Raw genomic sequence first — 15,711 nt, forward strand, 5'->3', positions numbered from 1 at the left:
TGCTGGTTCATCGCGAGGGGTCGATTTTTACAGATTTTAGTAACCAGGACTAGCAATGAGAGTAATGGAAGGCAATTTAGTTGGCACAGGATTGAAAATCGCGATCGTCGTTTCCCGCTTTAATGAATTTATTACAAGCAAATTGTTGTCTGGAGCGCTTGATGGCCTGAAACGGCACGGGGTCAACGAAGACGAGGTGACGGTCGTATGGGTGCCGGGGGCGTTTGAAATTCCGCTGTTGGCGAAAAAATTAGCAGAATCGAAGCAATATGATGCGGTGATTGCGCTTGGCGCTGTCATCCGCGGCGCGACAAGCCATTACGATTACGTATGCAATGAAGTGGCAAAAGGAGTTTCGCACGCAGCGCTATCGACCGGAACACCGGTTATATTTGGCGTGTTAACGACTGATACGATTGAACAAGCGATTGAACGGGCTGGCACGAAAGCAGGAAACAAAGGCTGGGAAGCAGCAGTAAGCGCCATTGAAATGGCGAACTTGCTGCGGACGCTTGCATAAGTTGTGTTAAAAATGCGCGAAATAGTTCACAATATCATTAAGAACGTTTATAATACGTAATGAGAAAAATGACAAAAACTTTTCTGTTTTGGAAAAGTCTTTGTCGATAATGAGGGATTTTTTATGCTGATTCGTTATCGGAAAAACTATGAAAAGATTGCCATGGGGCTTCTGTCGTTCATGCCGACAGAAAAAGATCTAAAAAAGCTGCAGCAAACGATCAAACAGTATGAAACAAACGACGACTGGCAACTGTTTTTATGGAAAGAAGACGATGACATTGTCGGCATTATCGGAGTACTGCTGCGCGATCCAGACGTTGTCGAAATCCAGCATATCAGCGTCAACCCTTCGCACCGCCATCAGGGGATTGGAAAGCAAATGGTCAAAGCTCTAAAAGATATGTATCCAAACCATCGATTGCAGGGAAATGAATTTACCTCGTCCTTTTTCGATAAATGCGAGTGTTAACACCAATGCAAAAGAGCTGCCGCTTAACGGTCCGGCAGCTCTTTGTTCTTTCTTTTTCTTTCTCGAGCCGCGATCACTTCCGTGCGGTCGCGCAATTTATGCTTGTGCATTAAATAAACATTGTTTAAGTCGCTTGCTTGTCCCCAAGTAAGCCCCTGTTTTTCACATATCGTTTGACATATTTTCCGCAATGTTTCATCGCGAATTGGCAGTTCGATGCTTTCATATCCTTTATTTTGCATAATCCGTTCTATATAGCGTTCGAGCTGTTCGGCAAGCAGCTGTTCATCCAGACCCAGTCCATGGATGGCTCGCTCTTCTTTTTCTAAAAGCGATCGCGCTTTTTGCATCATGCGCAGCGCCCCTTGATTGTTGCCGCGACGATGATGGTACAGCGCGACGGCAATTTGAATAAGCACCACCCATACTTTTTTGTAACCATCTTTTTTCCAATGTTCTTCTAATATTTCATGACACTCGAAATAATCGCGGTCGGTATGAAAATGAACTAAATAACGGATATAGGCTTCAGGGATACATGACTTCACGACCTTTCCTATTGTTGTATCCATTTGTTGTATCCATATGGTATCCATTGTATCATATTAGTCGTAAAAAATTGCTTGGACAATGCCAGATTATCGTCTATACTTATCGATAGTGTCATAAAATGGTGGGATGAACGTGCAATATAACGTGAAAATTGATGCGTTTGAAGGTCCGCTTGACCTTTTACTGCATTTAATTAATCGCTATGAAATTGATATTTATGATATTCCAGTCGCGCAAATTACCGAGCAGTATATGGAGTATATTCATACGATGCAAGAATTGCAGTTGGATATCGCCAGTGAATATTTAGTGATGGCAGCAACGCTGTTGGCGATCAAAAGCAAAATGCTGCTGCCGAAACATGAGGAAGAAATATTGGACGAAGGAATGGAGCTGCCGGAAAGCGACCCGCGTGAAGAACTGATGCAGCGGCTGTTAGAATATAAAAAATATAAAGAAGCGGCGCAGGAGTTAAAAAAGAAGGAAGAAGAACGGGCGCTTTTATTTACGAAGCCGCCGAGTGATTTAAGCATATACGCGGACGAAAAGGAACTGATGCAGCGGCCGCTTCAAGTCAATGTGTACGACATGCTTGGCGCGCTCTCCAAGCTGTTGCGTCGTAAAAAATTGCAAAAGCCGCTGCGGACAAAAATCGCCCGGCAAGACATTTCCATTGAAAAGCGCATGGAAGAAATTTTACAAGAGCTAAAGCGCACGAAAACGCGCAAAAATTTTTATGATTTATTTCCGTATTATGACCGTGGATATATTGTCGTCACGTTTTTAGCGATTTTAGAGCTGATGAAAAAAAACGCAATCATTATTGAACAAGAACGGAATTTTGCCGACATTTTCATCTCTAGCAATGAAAGGATGGAATAACATGGAGATGAGCGAATATAAAGCGATTGTCGAGGGGCTGTTGTTTGCGGCCGGCGACGAGGGGCTGTCCCTTCAGCAAATCGCTTCCGTATTAGAAATCAAAGAGGAGCAGGCGAAAGAGATTATTTCTGCTTTAAAAGAAGAGTATGAACGCGGGCAGCGCGGCATTCAGCTTGTGGAGTTGGCGGGGGTGTTTCAGCTGGCGACGAAAAAAGAACATGCCCCTTATTTAAAAAAGCTTGTCGAATCGCCTAGCTCTACTTCATTGTCGCAAGCGGCGCTCGAAACGCTGGCAATTATTGCGTACCGCCAGCCGATCACCAGGGCGGAAATCGAAGAAATCCGCGGGGTGAAAAGCGACAAGCCGATCCAAACGTTAATGGCGAGAGCGCTGATCAAAGAAGTCGGGCGTGCGGAAGGAACAGGACGCCCGATTTTATATGGCACGACAAAAGAATTTTTGGACTACTTTGGGCTCAAAACGTTAGAGGAACTGCCCCCGCTTCCGGAATTACAGGCGGACGGCGAAATGGAGAAGGAAGCGGATTTATTTTTTGAAAAATTTGAAGAAAATTTTAACGAGTCAACGTGAGTATGATAAGATAAGAGTAAAGGGGGCATATCGTTTCGGATGTGAATAAGGGGGTCGTTTTATGCAAATTTGCCGCTTGCAAGGGCATGAACTGGAAAAATCGCAATCGAATACGTTTGAGGATTATTTCAACCGTTCAGAAGTAACGTTTCGTGAAGACGGAGTGGAAAAGACGCTTCATGTCTTATATTTGCGTTATTTTGAGCAATCCATTTCCGCGTATACGCCATATGAGGGCGATCCGATTTTTGCTGTTCCGGGGCGTGACGTTTATTTCCGCGACATTGTTGCCTTTGTCTGCTTATTGCAAAACCCGAGCTTCCGCCACCGCAAACGCGTATATATCAATGAGGAAGAAGAATTCCGTCGCTATTTTGCGCACATGGACTTTACGAAACTGCCGGAACTATTTACGGAGCTGGAGACAAAAGGGCAATATTCATTATCGTCGCCGCTCCTTTTTGTCCGTCAGCCATCTTAAACTAAGCAACGGGGGTTTTTCTGTATGGCAAACTCAATCGTTTTCCAGCAAACGAAACAAGTTGAAGCTTTTTTGCAAAACACGGTGCAGACGCTTACCGATTATTTAAACGAGACGACGCTGTCCAAACTATTGGAAGAACAAAGAGATGGAGATAAAGCATATTATCAATTGCTGCTTTCCAATTTGCGCCGCCTTGTTGTCTATTGTGAAGAGGGGCTTGAGGCGTGCCGCATCGTATTGAGTGAAGAGCCGTTTCGCAAAACGGCGGCGGAAAAGACGCTGTATCGCGTTTATCATTTATGTGTCGCGGAATATTTTACGCCGAAAAGCGATGCCTGGTATGAAGACAGCCGTTCTGCATACACGGGGCGCAACTCGCTGAAATTTCGCCAAACTCCTCCTACTTCGTTCAAGAAGCTGCTGCTGTCGCTGGAAAGCGAATTTCAGACGATTCGCGAAGAGCTGGAATTTTATGAAACAGACTATCGCACGAAGGCGATTCAATCCAAATAGGCAAGCTGTCCCCATAGGCGGGGCAGCTTTTTCTTTTCGTTATTCCACCCGTGGTTTCGTTGGATCGCAGACAGGCGGCTTTACTTCCGCCGTCGTTTCCGCTAATTTTTGCAAATAATAACATTCTTCCCTTGCCATATGGTCCGCCATCAGCGGCGTCAGGACGCCAAGCACTTCTTTGTTCAGCTCCATTTCTTCCAATTCACGTAAAAAGCACTGAAAAATAACCATTTCCAATTCAATGTCGTGATGGAAGCGATGCAGTGCTGGAAACTGATAAATATGGGCCCGTAAATACCCGGCCATTTCGATCGCTTTTAAGTAAAGCTCTTCCCATTCTTTTGCAAATACATGGCTCTGTCGTTTCAAATTTTTTTCCGCATGGTCAAGGCGGTCATGGATCGCATCGGCATGACCAGCAGCGTCAAGCAGCCATAACAAATCATGATGAAGCGGATGGACGCTAGGCGGACGCTTTCCTTGCGCGTAATAGCCGGCAAGCCGCAGCCATTCTTCTAATTCATTTACCATATGGTTGACGAAAGTGGGAGGAAGGGAAAAGCTGATTTTTTCTGTCAAAAGTCGTTTCAACAAATGAAGTTTAAATGCCCGCAGCTGTTCACCCGCCTCTTTTCCGCGCTGAATAAGCGCAGTCCAAGATTCTGCTGGCGGCCGGCGCGCTTCTTCTAACAGTTCATCAAATACATGCATGAATCGTTTCGCTTGATCGATTTCCGCCTTTTCTTTTTCTGCTAAAGATTCAAGAATAAATCGACAATGGTCGCCAAGAATTTGCATCCAAAAGCGCATTTCCCATAATGCTTCTTGTTCCAATGTTTTGTTCATTTGTTCCTCACCTCGATTTTATATGTATGAACGTAAAGGAAATGGGTGAATGCGGACAAGAACGAGTTTTAGGTTGTTGGCATACGATATGGGTGATAAAAAAAGGAGGGTTTCGAGATGAACGAACAAGAACTATTTCAACAATATGTGGCGGAAGTAAAAGAATGGGGAAAACAAGTGGAACAAATTTTGCTGCAACGGGGAGAGGGCAGCGACGATTGCCGCGTTGATTCCTTGCTTTCCTACATTGAAAATCATGGCGGCGAATGGGTGGAAGACGCCATTTATGAACTTCAGCGCATGGTGGACGAAGTATATGAAAAAGCGCTGGCGCTTCAGCAAAATGGACAGTCGGCCATCGGACAGGAGGAAAGCAGGATAGAAGAAAGGCAACAAACGGCTATCAGACAGGAAGAAAGCGGGATAGAAGAAAGACAACAAACAGCCATCGGCCAGGAAGAAAGCGAGGCAGAAGAAAGACAAGAAACATATGTGGCAGCAGGCAAGCATGTCCTCCCGCCGCTACCATACGGCTACGATGCGCTTGAGCCGCATATTTCCAGAGAAATTATGCAGCTGCATCATACAAAGCATCATCAAAGCTATGTGGACGGCTTAAATAAAGCGGAAAAAATGATGAAAAAAGCGCGCGAAACGAATGACTATGAACTGTTGAAGCACTGGGAGCGGGAAGCGGCGTTTCACGGTTCTGGCCATTATTTGCACACGATTTTTTGGAATAATATGCATCCAGAAGGCGGCGGGGAACCGCGCGGTGAGTTGCTAGAACAAATAAAACGTGATTTTGGCAGTTTTGAAAGATTTAAGCGTCATTTTACCGAGGCGGCAAAGAACGTCGAAGGAGTCGGCTGGGCGCTGCTCGTTTGGTCGCCGCGGTCGCACCGTTTGGAAATTTTACAGACGGAAAAGCATCAATTCATGACGCAATGGGATACGATCCCGCTGTTGGTGCTGGACGTTTGGGAACATGCTTATTATTTACAATATAAAAATGACCGTGCTGCATATATTAAGAGCTGGTGGAACGTCGTCAATTGGCGTGATGTGGAAGAACGGTTTGAGCAGGCACGAAAGCTGCGCTGGAAACCGTTTTGACGAGGGAGTAGCTCCTTCGTCTTTTTTTGTGTTAGTATCACCGACAAGCGATTTCGTTCGTTAACAAGCCGAGTGTATACTAACAATGACGCTTACGTTAGTGAACTTGTACATTTTACATTCATATCTATTTGTTTTGCGCATAAACTTGTACAAAACAGCAAAAGGGATGGGGATTACATGAAGATACGGAAACAAATTGTACTGTTCATCGCAGCGATGATGGTGCTTTTTTCATGTATTCCGGATCGAGCAAAGGCAATAGGCCAAGAAAAGGAAATGAACGGAATAAGTGCGCAAAGCGCGATTTTGATGGAACAGCGTTCGGGACGCGTGTTGTTTGAAAAAGACGCCCATACGAAGCGGCGCATTGCCAGCATTACAAAAATTATGACGGCGATTTTAGCGATTGAATCAGGAAAAATGAATGACACGGTAACGGTAAGCGCCCGCGCTGTCCATACAGAAGGGTCGTCGATTTATTTAAAGGAAGGAGAAAAAATAAAGCTTCGCCATCTTGTCTATGGGCTGATGCTTCGTTCGGGAAATGACGCAGCGGTAGCGATTGCCGAACATGTTGGGGGCAGTGTCGAAGGATTTGTTTTTTTAATGAACCAAAAAGCGGCAGAAATTGGTATGCGCAATACCCATTTTGCCAATCCGCACGGATTAGATGATTCGGAAAATCACTATTCCACTGCCTATGACATGGCGCTCCTTATGCAATATGCGATGAAAAATAAGGAGTTTCGCAAGATTTCCGGAACAGAAGTATACCGGGCTCCTGCTGCTCCCGGAGAAGATTGGGATCGGGTATGGAGGAATAAAAATAAGCTGCTCACCAGTTTGTATGAGTATTGTACGGGAGGAAAAACCGGCTATACAAAACGGGCAAAGCGAACGCTTGTGACTACCGCTTCCAAAGGCGGTATGGATTTAATTGCGGTAACATTGGATGCACCGGATGATTGGAACGACCACATCGCCATGTATGAATATGGTTTTAACCATTATATGACGGCAAAAGTAAATCGAAAGCGAATGGTGAAAAAGGTTCGAGATTCCTTTTACCGAAAAAACATACAAGCAAGCCGTGACCTACGATATCCTGTGACGGAAGAAGAAATAAAAGAACTGCATGTAAAAGTTTATCTTTTGCGTCCACAAAAGGAGTGGAAAAAAGACGAAAGCAGCATCCCAACCATCGTTGGGAAAGCAGTGCTTTACTTAGGAGATAAAGCAGTTGATGAAGTTCCGCTTTTGTATAAAAAAAGCATGAGCAAGGAAACAGATCATTCCATTTGGAACGTATTTCATTTTTTAGGTGTGGGAAGCGATGGTTAATCTTATTTGGGTAGCGATGGCTATAATCGGAATTGTGTTTGCGATGTTTCATGGCACGATGAATGAAGTGAACGAAGCAATTTTTAAAAGCGCGAAAGAAGCAGTCACGATCGCTATCGGCATGATCAGTATCCTGGTGTTTTGGCTTGGCTTGATGAGAATCGCAGAAGAAGCAGGGCTGCTTGAGAGGCTCTCGCGTTTTTGCAAGCCGCTCGTCCGCCGCCTTTTTCCGGAAGTGCCGCCCAACCATCCCGCGCTCGGCTATATCGTCTCCAACATGATTGCCAATATGTTTGGGCTTGGCAACGCCGCCACTCCAATGGGAATTAAGGCGATGGAAGAATTAAAAAAGCTCAATGGCCATAAAGATGTAGCAAGCCGCTCGATGGTGACGTTTTTGGCGATTAATACTTCAAGTATTACCTTGATTCCGGCCACAGTCATTTCGATCCGCATGACATACGGCTCGGCATCGCCGGGAGAAATCATCGGCACGACGCTTGTCGCTTCGACGATTTCAACCATCGGGGCCGTGCTGATTGATCGTTATTATTACTGGAAGCGCACGCGGAAGGGCGGGAAGAGGTAATGACGTTTATTCAAATTATTTCTACTTGGCTTATTCCGGTAACGATCGCATTTATCCTTTTATATGGAACAATAAAAAAAGTGCCGACTTATGAAGCGTTTGTCGAAGGTGGAAAAGAAGGAATACAGATTGCGTTTTCGCTTATTCCGTATTTAGTCGGCATGCTGGTGTCCATTTCCATTTTCCGAGCGTCCGGCGCGCTTGATTATATGATGAACGGGATTAAGCCGCTTGCCGATGCGCTCGGTCTTCCGGCTGAAGTGGTGCCGCTGGCGATGATTCGCACCATTTCCGGCACCGCCGCGCTTGGAATGACAACCGATTTAATTGCTACCTATGGCCCGGATTCGTTTATCGGACGATTGGCTTCCACGATCCAGGGAAGCACGGAAACAACGCTGTATGTGCTAACGGTATATTTCGGAGCTGTTGGGATTAAAAAGATGGGAGATGCGCTGAAAGTCGGAATTTTAGCTGATATTCTCAGTTTTATTGTTTCCTTCTTTATTGTTTTGCTTGTCTTTGGCAAATAGGCCGCCTTTATTGAGGCGGCTTTTTGCTTTTGCTGTTTTTCTGTCGGTATAGCTTTTGTATTTGTCGAAAAAAAGCGAGTATGATAAAAATAATGAGAGGGCACGCTTGTATCTTTTTTACGGAAAGAGTAAGATGATGAAAGAGGTGAAACAGCGATGGAACGCTTGCAAAAAGTGATTGCCCATGCAGGAATCGCATCAAGGCGGAAGGCTGAACAACTTATCCTGCAAGGGAAAGTAAAAGTAAATGGGAAAGTCGTTACCGAACTTGGCGTGAAAGTAGGCCCGCAAGATAAAGTCGAAGTAGACGGAATACCGGTTGAACGGGAGGAGCCGGTATATTATCTTCTTTATAAACCGCGTGGAGTAATTTCGAGCGTGAAAGACGACAAAGGCCGCAAAGTGGTGACCGATTTTTTCAAAGATGTTGATAAACGTATTTATCCGATTGGACGTCTTGATTACGATACGTCGGGAATTCTTTTGCTGACGAACGATGGCGATTTTGCCAATTTATTAATGCATCCGCGCTATGAAATCGAGAAAGTATATATCGCAAAAGTGAAGGGAATTCCGACGCGGGAGCAATTAAAACAGCTTGAAAAAGGGATTATGCTGGAAGATGGCATGACGGCGCCGGCGAAAGTAAAAATGCTTTCTATCAATAAACAAAAGCAGACAGCGATTATTGAAATCCGCATTCATGAAGGGCGGAACCGTCAAGTGCGCCGCATGTTTGAAGCGATCGGCTGCAAAGTGATGAAATTGAAGAGGGAACGTTACGCGTTTCTTGATCTAAAGGGGCTGAATCCCGGGGATTACCGCGAACTGACGCCGCATGAAGTAAAACAGTTGCGCGCGCTCGCGTTATCAGGCGGCGGAAAGTAAAACATTGTCACATAACGTTCATACAATGACGGTTAGGATGGTAAACAACACTGTTATAATGAAAAATGGGATATTACGATTTCAAGGGGTTTGAAAGATGAAAAAACAGCAGCGGCTTATCATGAGAACGGTGATTTTATTACTGTTATTGGCGGCGGTGGGATATACGATTTACGCGAACTTTTTTACGGAAAAGGCGCGTGTCACCGTCGGTTCGACGGCACCTGATTTTGTTTTGACCGATTTAAACGGAAAAGAACACCGTCTGTCTGACTATCGCGGCAAAGGCGTATTTTTAAACTTCTGGGGAACGTGGTGCAAGCCATGTGAGAAAGAAATGCCGTACATTAACGCGCAATATGGCACCTATAAAAACGAAGGGGTTGAAGTGCTCGCAGTCAATGTCGGCGAGACGAAACTGAGCGTGCAAAAATTTGCCGATCGTTTTGGCCTGACGTTTCCGATTATGATCGACCGCGAAGATCAAGTGATGAACGCCTATGATGTCAATCAATTGCCGGCTACGTTTTTGATTGACAAAAACGGCAAGGTGAAAAAGATTATTACTGGAACGATGACAGAAGAAATGGTAAAGCAGTATATGGAAAGCATTAAACCGTAAGGAGTTTTGCCAAATGGAACATGTAAAATGCGAATGCGGCCATGTTAATCCGCATGGGACTGCTTTTTGCGAATCGTGCGGAAAGCCGCTCGAAGAACACTCGGAAACGAAAAAGCAACTGTTGGATATGCGCTATGAAGGAAGCGCGCGCCGTTCCCAAACGTACAATAAGACCATTATCGATAAAATTTGGGCGTTTTTCTCTTCGGTGAAGGTCGGAGTGACGCTTATTGTCATTACGCTCATCGCTTCGGCGATCGGAACGATTTTTCCGCAGGAAATGTATCTTCCGCCAAATGTCAGTCCCGCTGAATATTACGCGGACCAATACGGCTGGCTAGGAAAGTTATATTATCAGCTTGGTTTTAATAATTTGTACGGTTCATGGTGGTACATGCTTTTAATCGCGTCGATCGGCGTATCGCTCGTCATTTGCAGTTTAGACCGCGTCATTCCGCTTTATCGTGCTTTAAAACAGCAGGGGGTTACTCGACATCCAAACTTCTTGCGGCGGCAGCGGTTGTTTAGCGTTTCGCAAGTTGCCGATATGGACGGCGTGCTAAAGCGGGTAAAAGAGAATTTGGCGGAGCGCCGTTATCATATTCGTGAAGAGAATGGCAATATTTTAGCGGAAAAAGGCCGTTTTTCCCGCTGGGGGCCGTATGTCAACCATATCGGATTAATTATTTTTTTAATCGGAGCGATGCTTCGTTTTGTCCCTGGGATGTATGTTGATGAAGTGATGTGGATTCGCGAGGGGGAAACGAAGGAAATCCCGGGAACCCATGGGAAATACTTTTTAAAGAGCGAAAAATTTATTTTTGAAACATACCAAAAAGGAAAAGACAATGAAGTGTTCAACGCGGCCATCGACCGGGTCGGCAACGGTATGGTGGCGAAAAACTACCAAACGAACGTCGTGCTTTACAAACGCATCGGGCCGGTGATTGCCGGCGAAGAGCCGAAGCTGAAAAAAATCAAAGAGTATAAGATTCGCGTCAATGAACCATTAAAATATGACCATTATGCACTATATCAAGTCGATTTTAAACAAAATGAGCCATATAAAATGGCGTTTCAGTTAATGGATAAAACGTCGGGAAAAACGTTTGGCACGGTTGATATTAATTTGCACAATCCAGAAGCTTCCTATAACCTTGGTCACGGTTACCGCGTCGAACTATTAAGCTATTTTCCTGATTTTTATTTCGATGAAGACGGAAATCCAGCGACGAAGTCGAAAATTCCAAACAATCCGGCGTTTGTGTTTAAAATGTTTGCCCCGGACAAGCCAAAAGGGGAAGTGAGTTTTGTAGCGATTCAGCAAACGATTGAACCGTTTGGAAACAACAAGTATAAAATGGCGTTTGCTGGATTGGAAACGCGGAACGTATCTGGCCTTACAGTGCGCCGTGATTTTACGCTTTGGATTTTGGGATTGGGCGGCGCTGTTTTCATGATTGGCCTCATCCAAGGCATGTACTGGAACCACCGCCGCATATGGGTGCAGCGCATCAATGGCGAAGTATGGCTTGCCGCGCATACGAATAAAAACTGGTTCGGTTTAAAAAATGAAATTCGCCGCATCCTTGATGGAACCGGATTAGCGATGCCGGTGGATCAGGCGGATCGGGAGAAAAACGCGGGACAAGGAGGGCAAGCGCATGGCGCAGCTCAGTAGCACGTTACTATATATTGCTTTTATTCTTTACTTAATCGGGACGTTTTTTTTCGGCGGCGCGATTCGCGATAAAAGAAAAGAACGAACGGGAAAAAATCGCTGGTCACAACTTGGAATTACCACGGCGATTATCGGTTTTCTTTCTCAATTAGGCTACTTTATTACACGGTGGATTGCAGCGGGACATGCTCCGGTCAGCAATTTGTTTGAGTTTACCACCTTTTTCGGAATGATGCTTGTCGCCGCCTTTATCATTATTTATTTTATTTATAAAATAAGCATTCTCGGCTTATTCGCACTGCCAGTCGCGTTATTGGTGATTGCTTATGCCAGCATGTTTCCGCGCGAGATTACGCCGCTTATCCCTGCGCTGCAAAGCGATTGGCTGCAGATCCATGTCACAACAGCGGCGACGGGGGAAGCAATTTTGGCCGTTAGTTTTGTTGCCGGCCTCATTTATTTAATCCGTGTCGTCGACCAATCGAAGCCAAGCAAGCGCACGTTCTGGCTCGAAGTGGTGATGTTCTGTTTGATCACAACGCTTGGCTTTGTGCTTGTATCCACGTCATTTGGCCTTGCGGATTATGAAGCAAAATTTACGTGGATTGATAAAAACAAACAACAGGCGGAAGTCGTTTACGATATGCCTGCATTAGTCGGCCCGCACGAAGGAAAATTGACAAAAGAAAGCGCTGGCCGTTTCGAGCCGCTTGTTTATATGCCGGCAATTATCAATGCGAAAAAATTAAATACAGTCATTTGGTCGTTGATTGGGGGAATCGTGTTATACGTACTATTCCGCCTCGTGCTGCGGAAGCGCATTGCCGCGGCGTTGCAGCCGCTCGTGAAAAACGTCAATTTAGATTTAACGGATGAAATCAGCTATCGCGCGGTGGCGATCGGCTTTCCAGTATTCACACTCGGGGCGCTTATTTTCGCGATGATTTGGGCGCAAATTGCCTGGACGCGTTTTTGGGGCTGGGACCCGAAAGAAGTATGGGCACTCATTACATGGCTGTTTTACGCCGCATTTTTGCATCTTCGTTTATCAAAAGGCTGGCATGGCGAAAAATCGGCATGGCTTGCCGTGATTGGTTTTGCGATCATTATGTTTAACCTCGTAGCAGTGAATTTAGTGATCGCGGGGCTGCATTCTTATGCTGGAACATAATGGGAAGGACGATTTGCTTTATGAAAGGATGCCCCAATATTGGCGTGGGCATCCTTTTTTACAGTAAAATATATATGGGGGATTTTTTGTACAATAGTGAACTAGGGAGGATGTTCTATGGATAAACAAGTGAAGATTTTGGTGGTAGACGATGAAGAACGAATTCGCCGCTTGTTGAAAATGTATTTAGAGCGGGAAAATTATGTCATTGATGAGGCGGACAACGGGGATGATGCGCTAACGAAAGCGCTCGAAAATGACTACGACGTCATTTTGCTTGACTTGATGCTGCCGGGGAGGGACGGCATCGAGGTTTGTAAAGAAATCCGCGAAAAGAAAGCAACACCAATTATTATGCTGACGGCAAAGGGAGAAGAATCGAACCGCGTTCAAGGGTTTGAAGCGGGAACAGATGATTATATTGTAAAGCCATTTAGTCCGCGCGAGGTCGTATTGCGCGTGAAAGCGCTGTTGCGGCGCGCGGCCAATACCGCGTACGTTCTTACAGATACGACGGCAAAAGATGTGCTTGTGTTTCCGCATTTAACGATTGATAACGACGCCCACCGTGTCACTGCTGATGGAAAAGAAGTGAATTTAACGCCGAAAGAATACGAGCTGCTTCTGTTTTTAGCAAAGTCGCCGGATAAAGTATTTGACCGCGAGCAGCTGTTAAAAGAAGTATGGCATTATGAATTTTTCGGCGATTTACGCACCGTTGATACCCATATTAAACGATTGCGGGAAAAATTAAATAAGGTATCCCCGACCGCGGCAAAAATGATTGTTACGGTGTGGGGAGTCGGTTATAAATTTGAGGTAGTGAACGACTGATGTGGCTGTTTCGCAGTGTTGTCGGAAAATTATGGTTTACCATTCTCTTACTGGTGTCGTGTGTATTGTTCATTCTAACGATTCTCCTTTTAAAGTTTTTTGAAAACTATTATGTACAGGAAGCAGAAAAGGAGCTAACGCGGCTGGCGACGAAAGTGTCAGAAGTGATGCATGATTACGAAGATGAAAAACTGGCTCGTTCCATTGCCTGGACGCTTGTCGGTAATATGTCCAAAGCTGTTATTATCGTTGATTCATCACATTACTGGTATTCGCCAACAAACGATGAATTGCGCGATTTGCCGTTATCATTAATTAAGCAAGATAAAGATTTGCGAAAAGTATGGACGGAAGGAAAAAGCGTAAAAAAGAAAACATATTTGCCAAACGTACAAACTGGTAAAAGTCAATATAGTGATGTTATTATTGTTGGCGTGCCGTTTGAGGTGGCAGATGGAAAACAGGGCGCGGTATTTATTTACCAATCATTGCGGGCAATTGAAGATACGACAGAGCAAACGAAAAAGTTAATTTTTCTTGCCGCATTTATCGCGATTGTGTTAACAACCTTTTTTGCTTTTTTCTTGTCCACCCGCATTACCGCGCCGCTGCGAAAAATGCGGCAGGCGGCGTTTGAAGTGGCGCGCGGCAAGTTTGATACAAAAGTGCCGATTTTGACGCACGATGAAATCGGTGAACTGGCAATGGCGTTCAACCAGATGGGAAGACGGCTGCAGTTTAATATCAATGCCCTAAATCAGGAAAAAGAGCAGTTGGCAAGCATTTTAAGCAGCATGGCTGACGGGGTCATCACCTTTAACCGCGACGGCGAAATATTGATTACAAACCCGCCGGCGGAGCGGTTTTTGCAAGCGTGGTATTTCGAGCAAGGAAACGGCTCCGAAACAATTGCGCCGCTGCCGCCGCAAGTAAAAGAACTGTTTGTCCGTGTTGTCCGCGAGGAAAAAGAGCAGTCGATCGAATTGACGATCCAAGGGCGGACGTGGGTCATTTTAATGACCCCGCTCTACGGCAAAACAACCGTGCGCGGTGCGGTGGCAGTGCTTCGCGATATGACGGAGGAGCGCCGTTTAGACAAGTTGCGCAAAGACTTCATCGCCAACGTTTCCCACGAACTGCGCACGCCGATCGCCATGCTTCAAGGCTATAGTGAAGCGATTATCGACGATATTGCCGCCACCGATGAAGAAAAGAAAGAGATGGCGAAAGTGATTTACGACGAGTCGCTGCGCATGGGCCGCCTTGTCAATGACTTATTAGATTTGGCCCGCATGGAAGCGGGACATATTGCGCTAAACTATGAAAATGTTCAGCTTGTACCTTATATCGGTCGGATTATCCGCAAATTTCAAGGTTTGGCGAGAGAAAAGCATATTGATTTGTCGGCCGAGTTTAAAGACGGGGATATCGACATCACGATCGACCCGGATCGAATCGAGCAAGTGCTGACGAATTTAATTGATAATGCGATTCGCCATACCGACCGAAACGGAATGGTCAAAATCATCGTCGAACGCAGCGGAGACGGCGTCACGATTCATGTGCGGGATTCCGGCTCCGGCATCCCAGAAGAAGATTTGCCGTTTGTGTTTGAACGCTTCTACAAAGCGGATAAGGCGCGTACGCGCGGCCGTTCGGGAACGGGATTAGGCCTTGCGATCGCGAAAAACATCGTTGAGGCGCATAAAGGGATGATTTCCGTTCATAGCAAGCTTCATGAAGGCACGACGTTTACGTTTTATTTGCCAAACGGCCACATGAAAACTAATATGCCCTTGCGTTAAGCGAGGGCAGTTTTTTAGGCGGCAAAAATAGCCTGTGCGAAGGCGATGACACCACTTCATCCAAGCAAAAAACATTTATTGGAGTGTGTTGACTTTGTTATCGGCAATTAGGCAGTAAAAAGAGATGCTCGATTAGCACATCCGAACGTCCGCGGGCCGTTTGCGCCAACGCCGACCATTGTAGGGGAGGCCATCTTGCATGCGATTTTCGTTCAGGCGATTACCATCATGACAGAGCAAGGAAACGAGCCGCCAGTTTGGATGAGCG

General features: G+C 45.5%; 18 protein-coding genes. 16 read left to right on the forward strand and 2 right to left on the reverse strand.

Annotated elements, in window-relative coordinates; genetic code table 11:
* The first annotated feature begins 55 nt into the window (after nucleotides 1-55).
* Together ribH and BV455_RS15345 are read left to right on the forward strand one after the other, a co-directional pair.
* Nucleotides 56-520, forward strand: a complete 465-nt coding sequence (ribH, locus tag BV455_RS15340) for a 6,7-dimethyl-8-ribityllumazine synthase (RefSeq protein ID WP_017435297.1) — start codon at nucleotides 56-58, stop codon at nucleotides 518-520.
* A 123-nt stretch (nucleotides 521-643) separates the two neighbouring features.
* Entirely contained in the window at nucleotides 644-991 is a 348-nt protein-coding gene (locus BV455_RS15345; RefSeq protein ID WP_042408418.1) for a GNAT family N-acetyltransferase, read from the forward strand.
* Between the two features lie 23 nt (nucleotides 992-1,014).
* Here the strand turns inward: BV455_RS15345 and BV455_RS15350 are convergent, their stop codons facing one another.
* On the reverse strand, nucleotides 1,015-1,563 hold the full coding sequence (locus BV455_RS15350) for a DUF309 domain-containing protein (protein WP_042408415.1): 549 nt from the start codon (nucleotides 1,561-1,563) through the stop codon (nucleotides 1,015-1,017).
* Nucleotides 1,564-1,669: 106 nt separating this feature from the next.
* Between BV455_RS15350 and BV455_RS15355 the strand changes: the two genes are divergently transcribed.
* The 4 genes from BV455_RS15355 to BV455_RS15370 all read left to right on the forward strand — a co-directional run bounded on the left by BV455_RS15355 (nucleotide 1,670) and on the right by BV455_RS15370 (nucleotide 4,014).
* A complete protein-coding gene (locus BV455_RS15355) occupies nucleotides 1,670-2,425 on the forward strand; it encodes a segregation/condensation protein A (RefSeq protein WP_026078473.1) in 756 nt (251 codons plus the stop codon).
* Nucleotide 2,426: 1 nt separating this feature from the next.
* A complete protein-coding gene (gene scpB / locus BV455_RS15360) occupies nucleotides 2,427-3,017 on the forward strand; it encodes an SMC-Scp complex subunit ScpB (protein ID WP_017435301.1) in 591 nt (196 codons plus the stop codon).
* Nucleotides 3,018-3,078: 61 nt separating this feature from the next.
* Nucleotides 3,079-3,498, forward strand: coding sequence for a hypothetical protein (locus BV455_RS15365; protein ID WP_042408413.1), 420 nt, complete (start codon nucleotides 3,079-3,081; stop codon nucleotides 3,496-3,498).
* A gap of 24 nt (nucleotides 3,499-3,522) precedes the next feature.
* Nucleotides 3,523-4,014, forward strand: a complete 492-nt coding sequence (locus tag BV455_RS15370) for a YpuI family protein (protein ID WP_042408411.1) — start codon at nucleotides 3,523-3,525, stop codon at nucleotides 4,012-4,014.
* A gap of 39 nt (nucleotides 4,015-4,053) precedes the next feature.
* On the opposite strand, the gene BV455_RS15375 is transcribed toward BV455_RS15370, so the two are convergent.
* On the reverse strand, nucleotides 4,054-4,860 hold the full coding sequence (locus BV455_RS15375) for a DUF2935 domain-containing protein (RefSeq protein ID WP_042408408.1): 807 nt from the start codon (nucleotides 4,858-4,860) through the stop codon (nucleotides 4,054-4,056).
* Between the two features lie 117 nt (nucleotides 4,861-4,977).
* Between BV455_RS15375 and BV455_RS15380 the strand changes: the two genes are divergently transcribed.
* From BV455_RS15380 to BV455_RS15425, 10 genes are all read left to right on the forward strand, one after another.
* On the forward strand, nucleotides 4,978-5,976 hold the full coding sequence (locus tag BV455_RS15380) for a superoxide dismutase (protein WP_042408406.1): 999 nt from the start codon (nucleotides 4,978-4,980) through the stop codon (nucleotides 5,974-5,976).
* A gap of 180 nt (nucleotides 5,977-6,156) precedes the next feature.
* Nucleotides 6,157-7,320, forward strand: a complete 1,164-nt coding sequence (locus BV455_RS15385; RefSeq protein WP_218687375.1) for a D-alanyl-D-alanine carboxypeptidase family protein — start codon at nucleotides 6,157-6,159, stop codon at nucleotides 7,318-7,320.
* Nucleotides 7,313-7,909, forward strand: coding sequence for a nucleoside recognition domain-containing protein (locus BV455_RS15390; protein WP_042408401.1), 597 nt, complete (start codon nucleotides 7,313-7,315; stop codon nucleotides 7,907-7,909). Before BV455_RS15385 ends, BV455_RS15390 begins: the two co-directional genes overlap by 8 nt.
* Nucleotides 7,909-8,442: a spore maturation protein gene (locus BV455_RS15395; RefSeq protein WP_042408399.1), complete on the forward strand. Its 534-nt coding sequence runs from the start codon at nucleotides 7,909-7,911 to the stop codon at nucleotides 8,440-8,442. Before BV455_RS15390 ends, BV455_RS15395 begins: the two co-directional genes overlap by 1 nt.
* 156 nt (nucleotides 8,443-8,598) lie before the next feature.
* Nucleotides 8,599-9,330: a 23S rRNA pseudouridine(2605) synthase RluB gene (gene rluB / locus BV455_RS15400; RefSeq protein ID WP_042408397.1), complete on the forward strand. Its 732-nt coding sequence runs from the start codon at nucleotides 8,599-8,601 to the stop codon at nucleotides 9,328-9,330.
* A 97-nt stretch (nucleotides 9,331-9,427) separates the two neighbouring features.
* The gene (gene resA, locus BV455_RS15405; protein ID WP_042408394.1) at nucleotides 9,428-9,952 is read left to right on the forward strand and encodes a thiol-disulfide oxidoreductase ResA; all 525 of its coding nucleotides are present in this window, start codon (nucleotides 9,428-9,430) and stop codon (nucleotides 9,950-9,952) included.
* A 13-nt stretch (nucleotides 9,953-9,965) separates the two neighbouring features.
* Nucleotides 9,966-11,633, forward strand: coding sequence for a cytochrome c biogenesis protein ResB (locus tag BV455_RS15410; protein WP_042408390.1), 1,668 nt, complete (start codon nucleotides 9,966-9,968; stop codon nucleotides 11,631-11,633).
* The gene (ccsB, locus tag BV455_RS15415) at nucleotides 11,617-12,804 is read left to right on the forward strand and encodes a c-type cytochrome biogenesis protein CcsB (RefSeq protein ID WP_017435311.1); all 1,188 of its coding nucleotides are present in this window, start codon (nucleotides 11,617-11,619) and stop codon (nucleotides 12,802-12,804) included. Before BV455_RS15410 ends, ccsB begins: the two co-directional genes overlap by 17 nt.
* 117 nt (nucleotides 12,805-12,921) lie before the next feature.
* The gene (locus tag BV455_RS15420; protein ID WP_017435312.1) at nucleotides 12,922-13,638 is read left to right on the forward strand and encodes a response regulator transcription factor; all 717 of its coding nucleotides are present in this window, start codon (nucleotides 12,922-12,924) and stop codon (nucleotides 13,636-13,638) included.
* The gene (locus BV455_RS15425; protein ID WP_081159951.1) at nucleotides 13,638-15,443 is read left to right on the forward strand and encodes an ATP-binding protein; all 1,806 of its coding nucleotides are present in this window, start codon (nucleotides 13,638-13,640) and stop codon (nucleotides 15,441-15,443) included. The genes BV455_RS15420 and BV455_RS15425 overlap by 1 nt, the downstream gene beginning before the upstream one ends.
* The last annotated feature ends 268 nt before the right edge of the window (nucleotides 15,444-15,711 follow it).

This window comes from Parageobacillus caldoxylosilyticus (assembly GCF_019272935.1).
Lineage (GTDB): Bacteria > Bacillota > Bacilli > Bacillales > Anoxybacillaceae > Saccharococcus > Saccharococcus caldoxylosilyticus.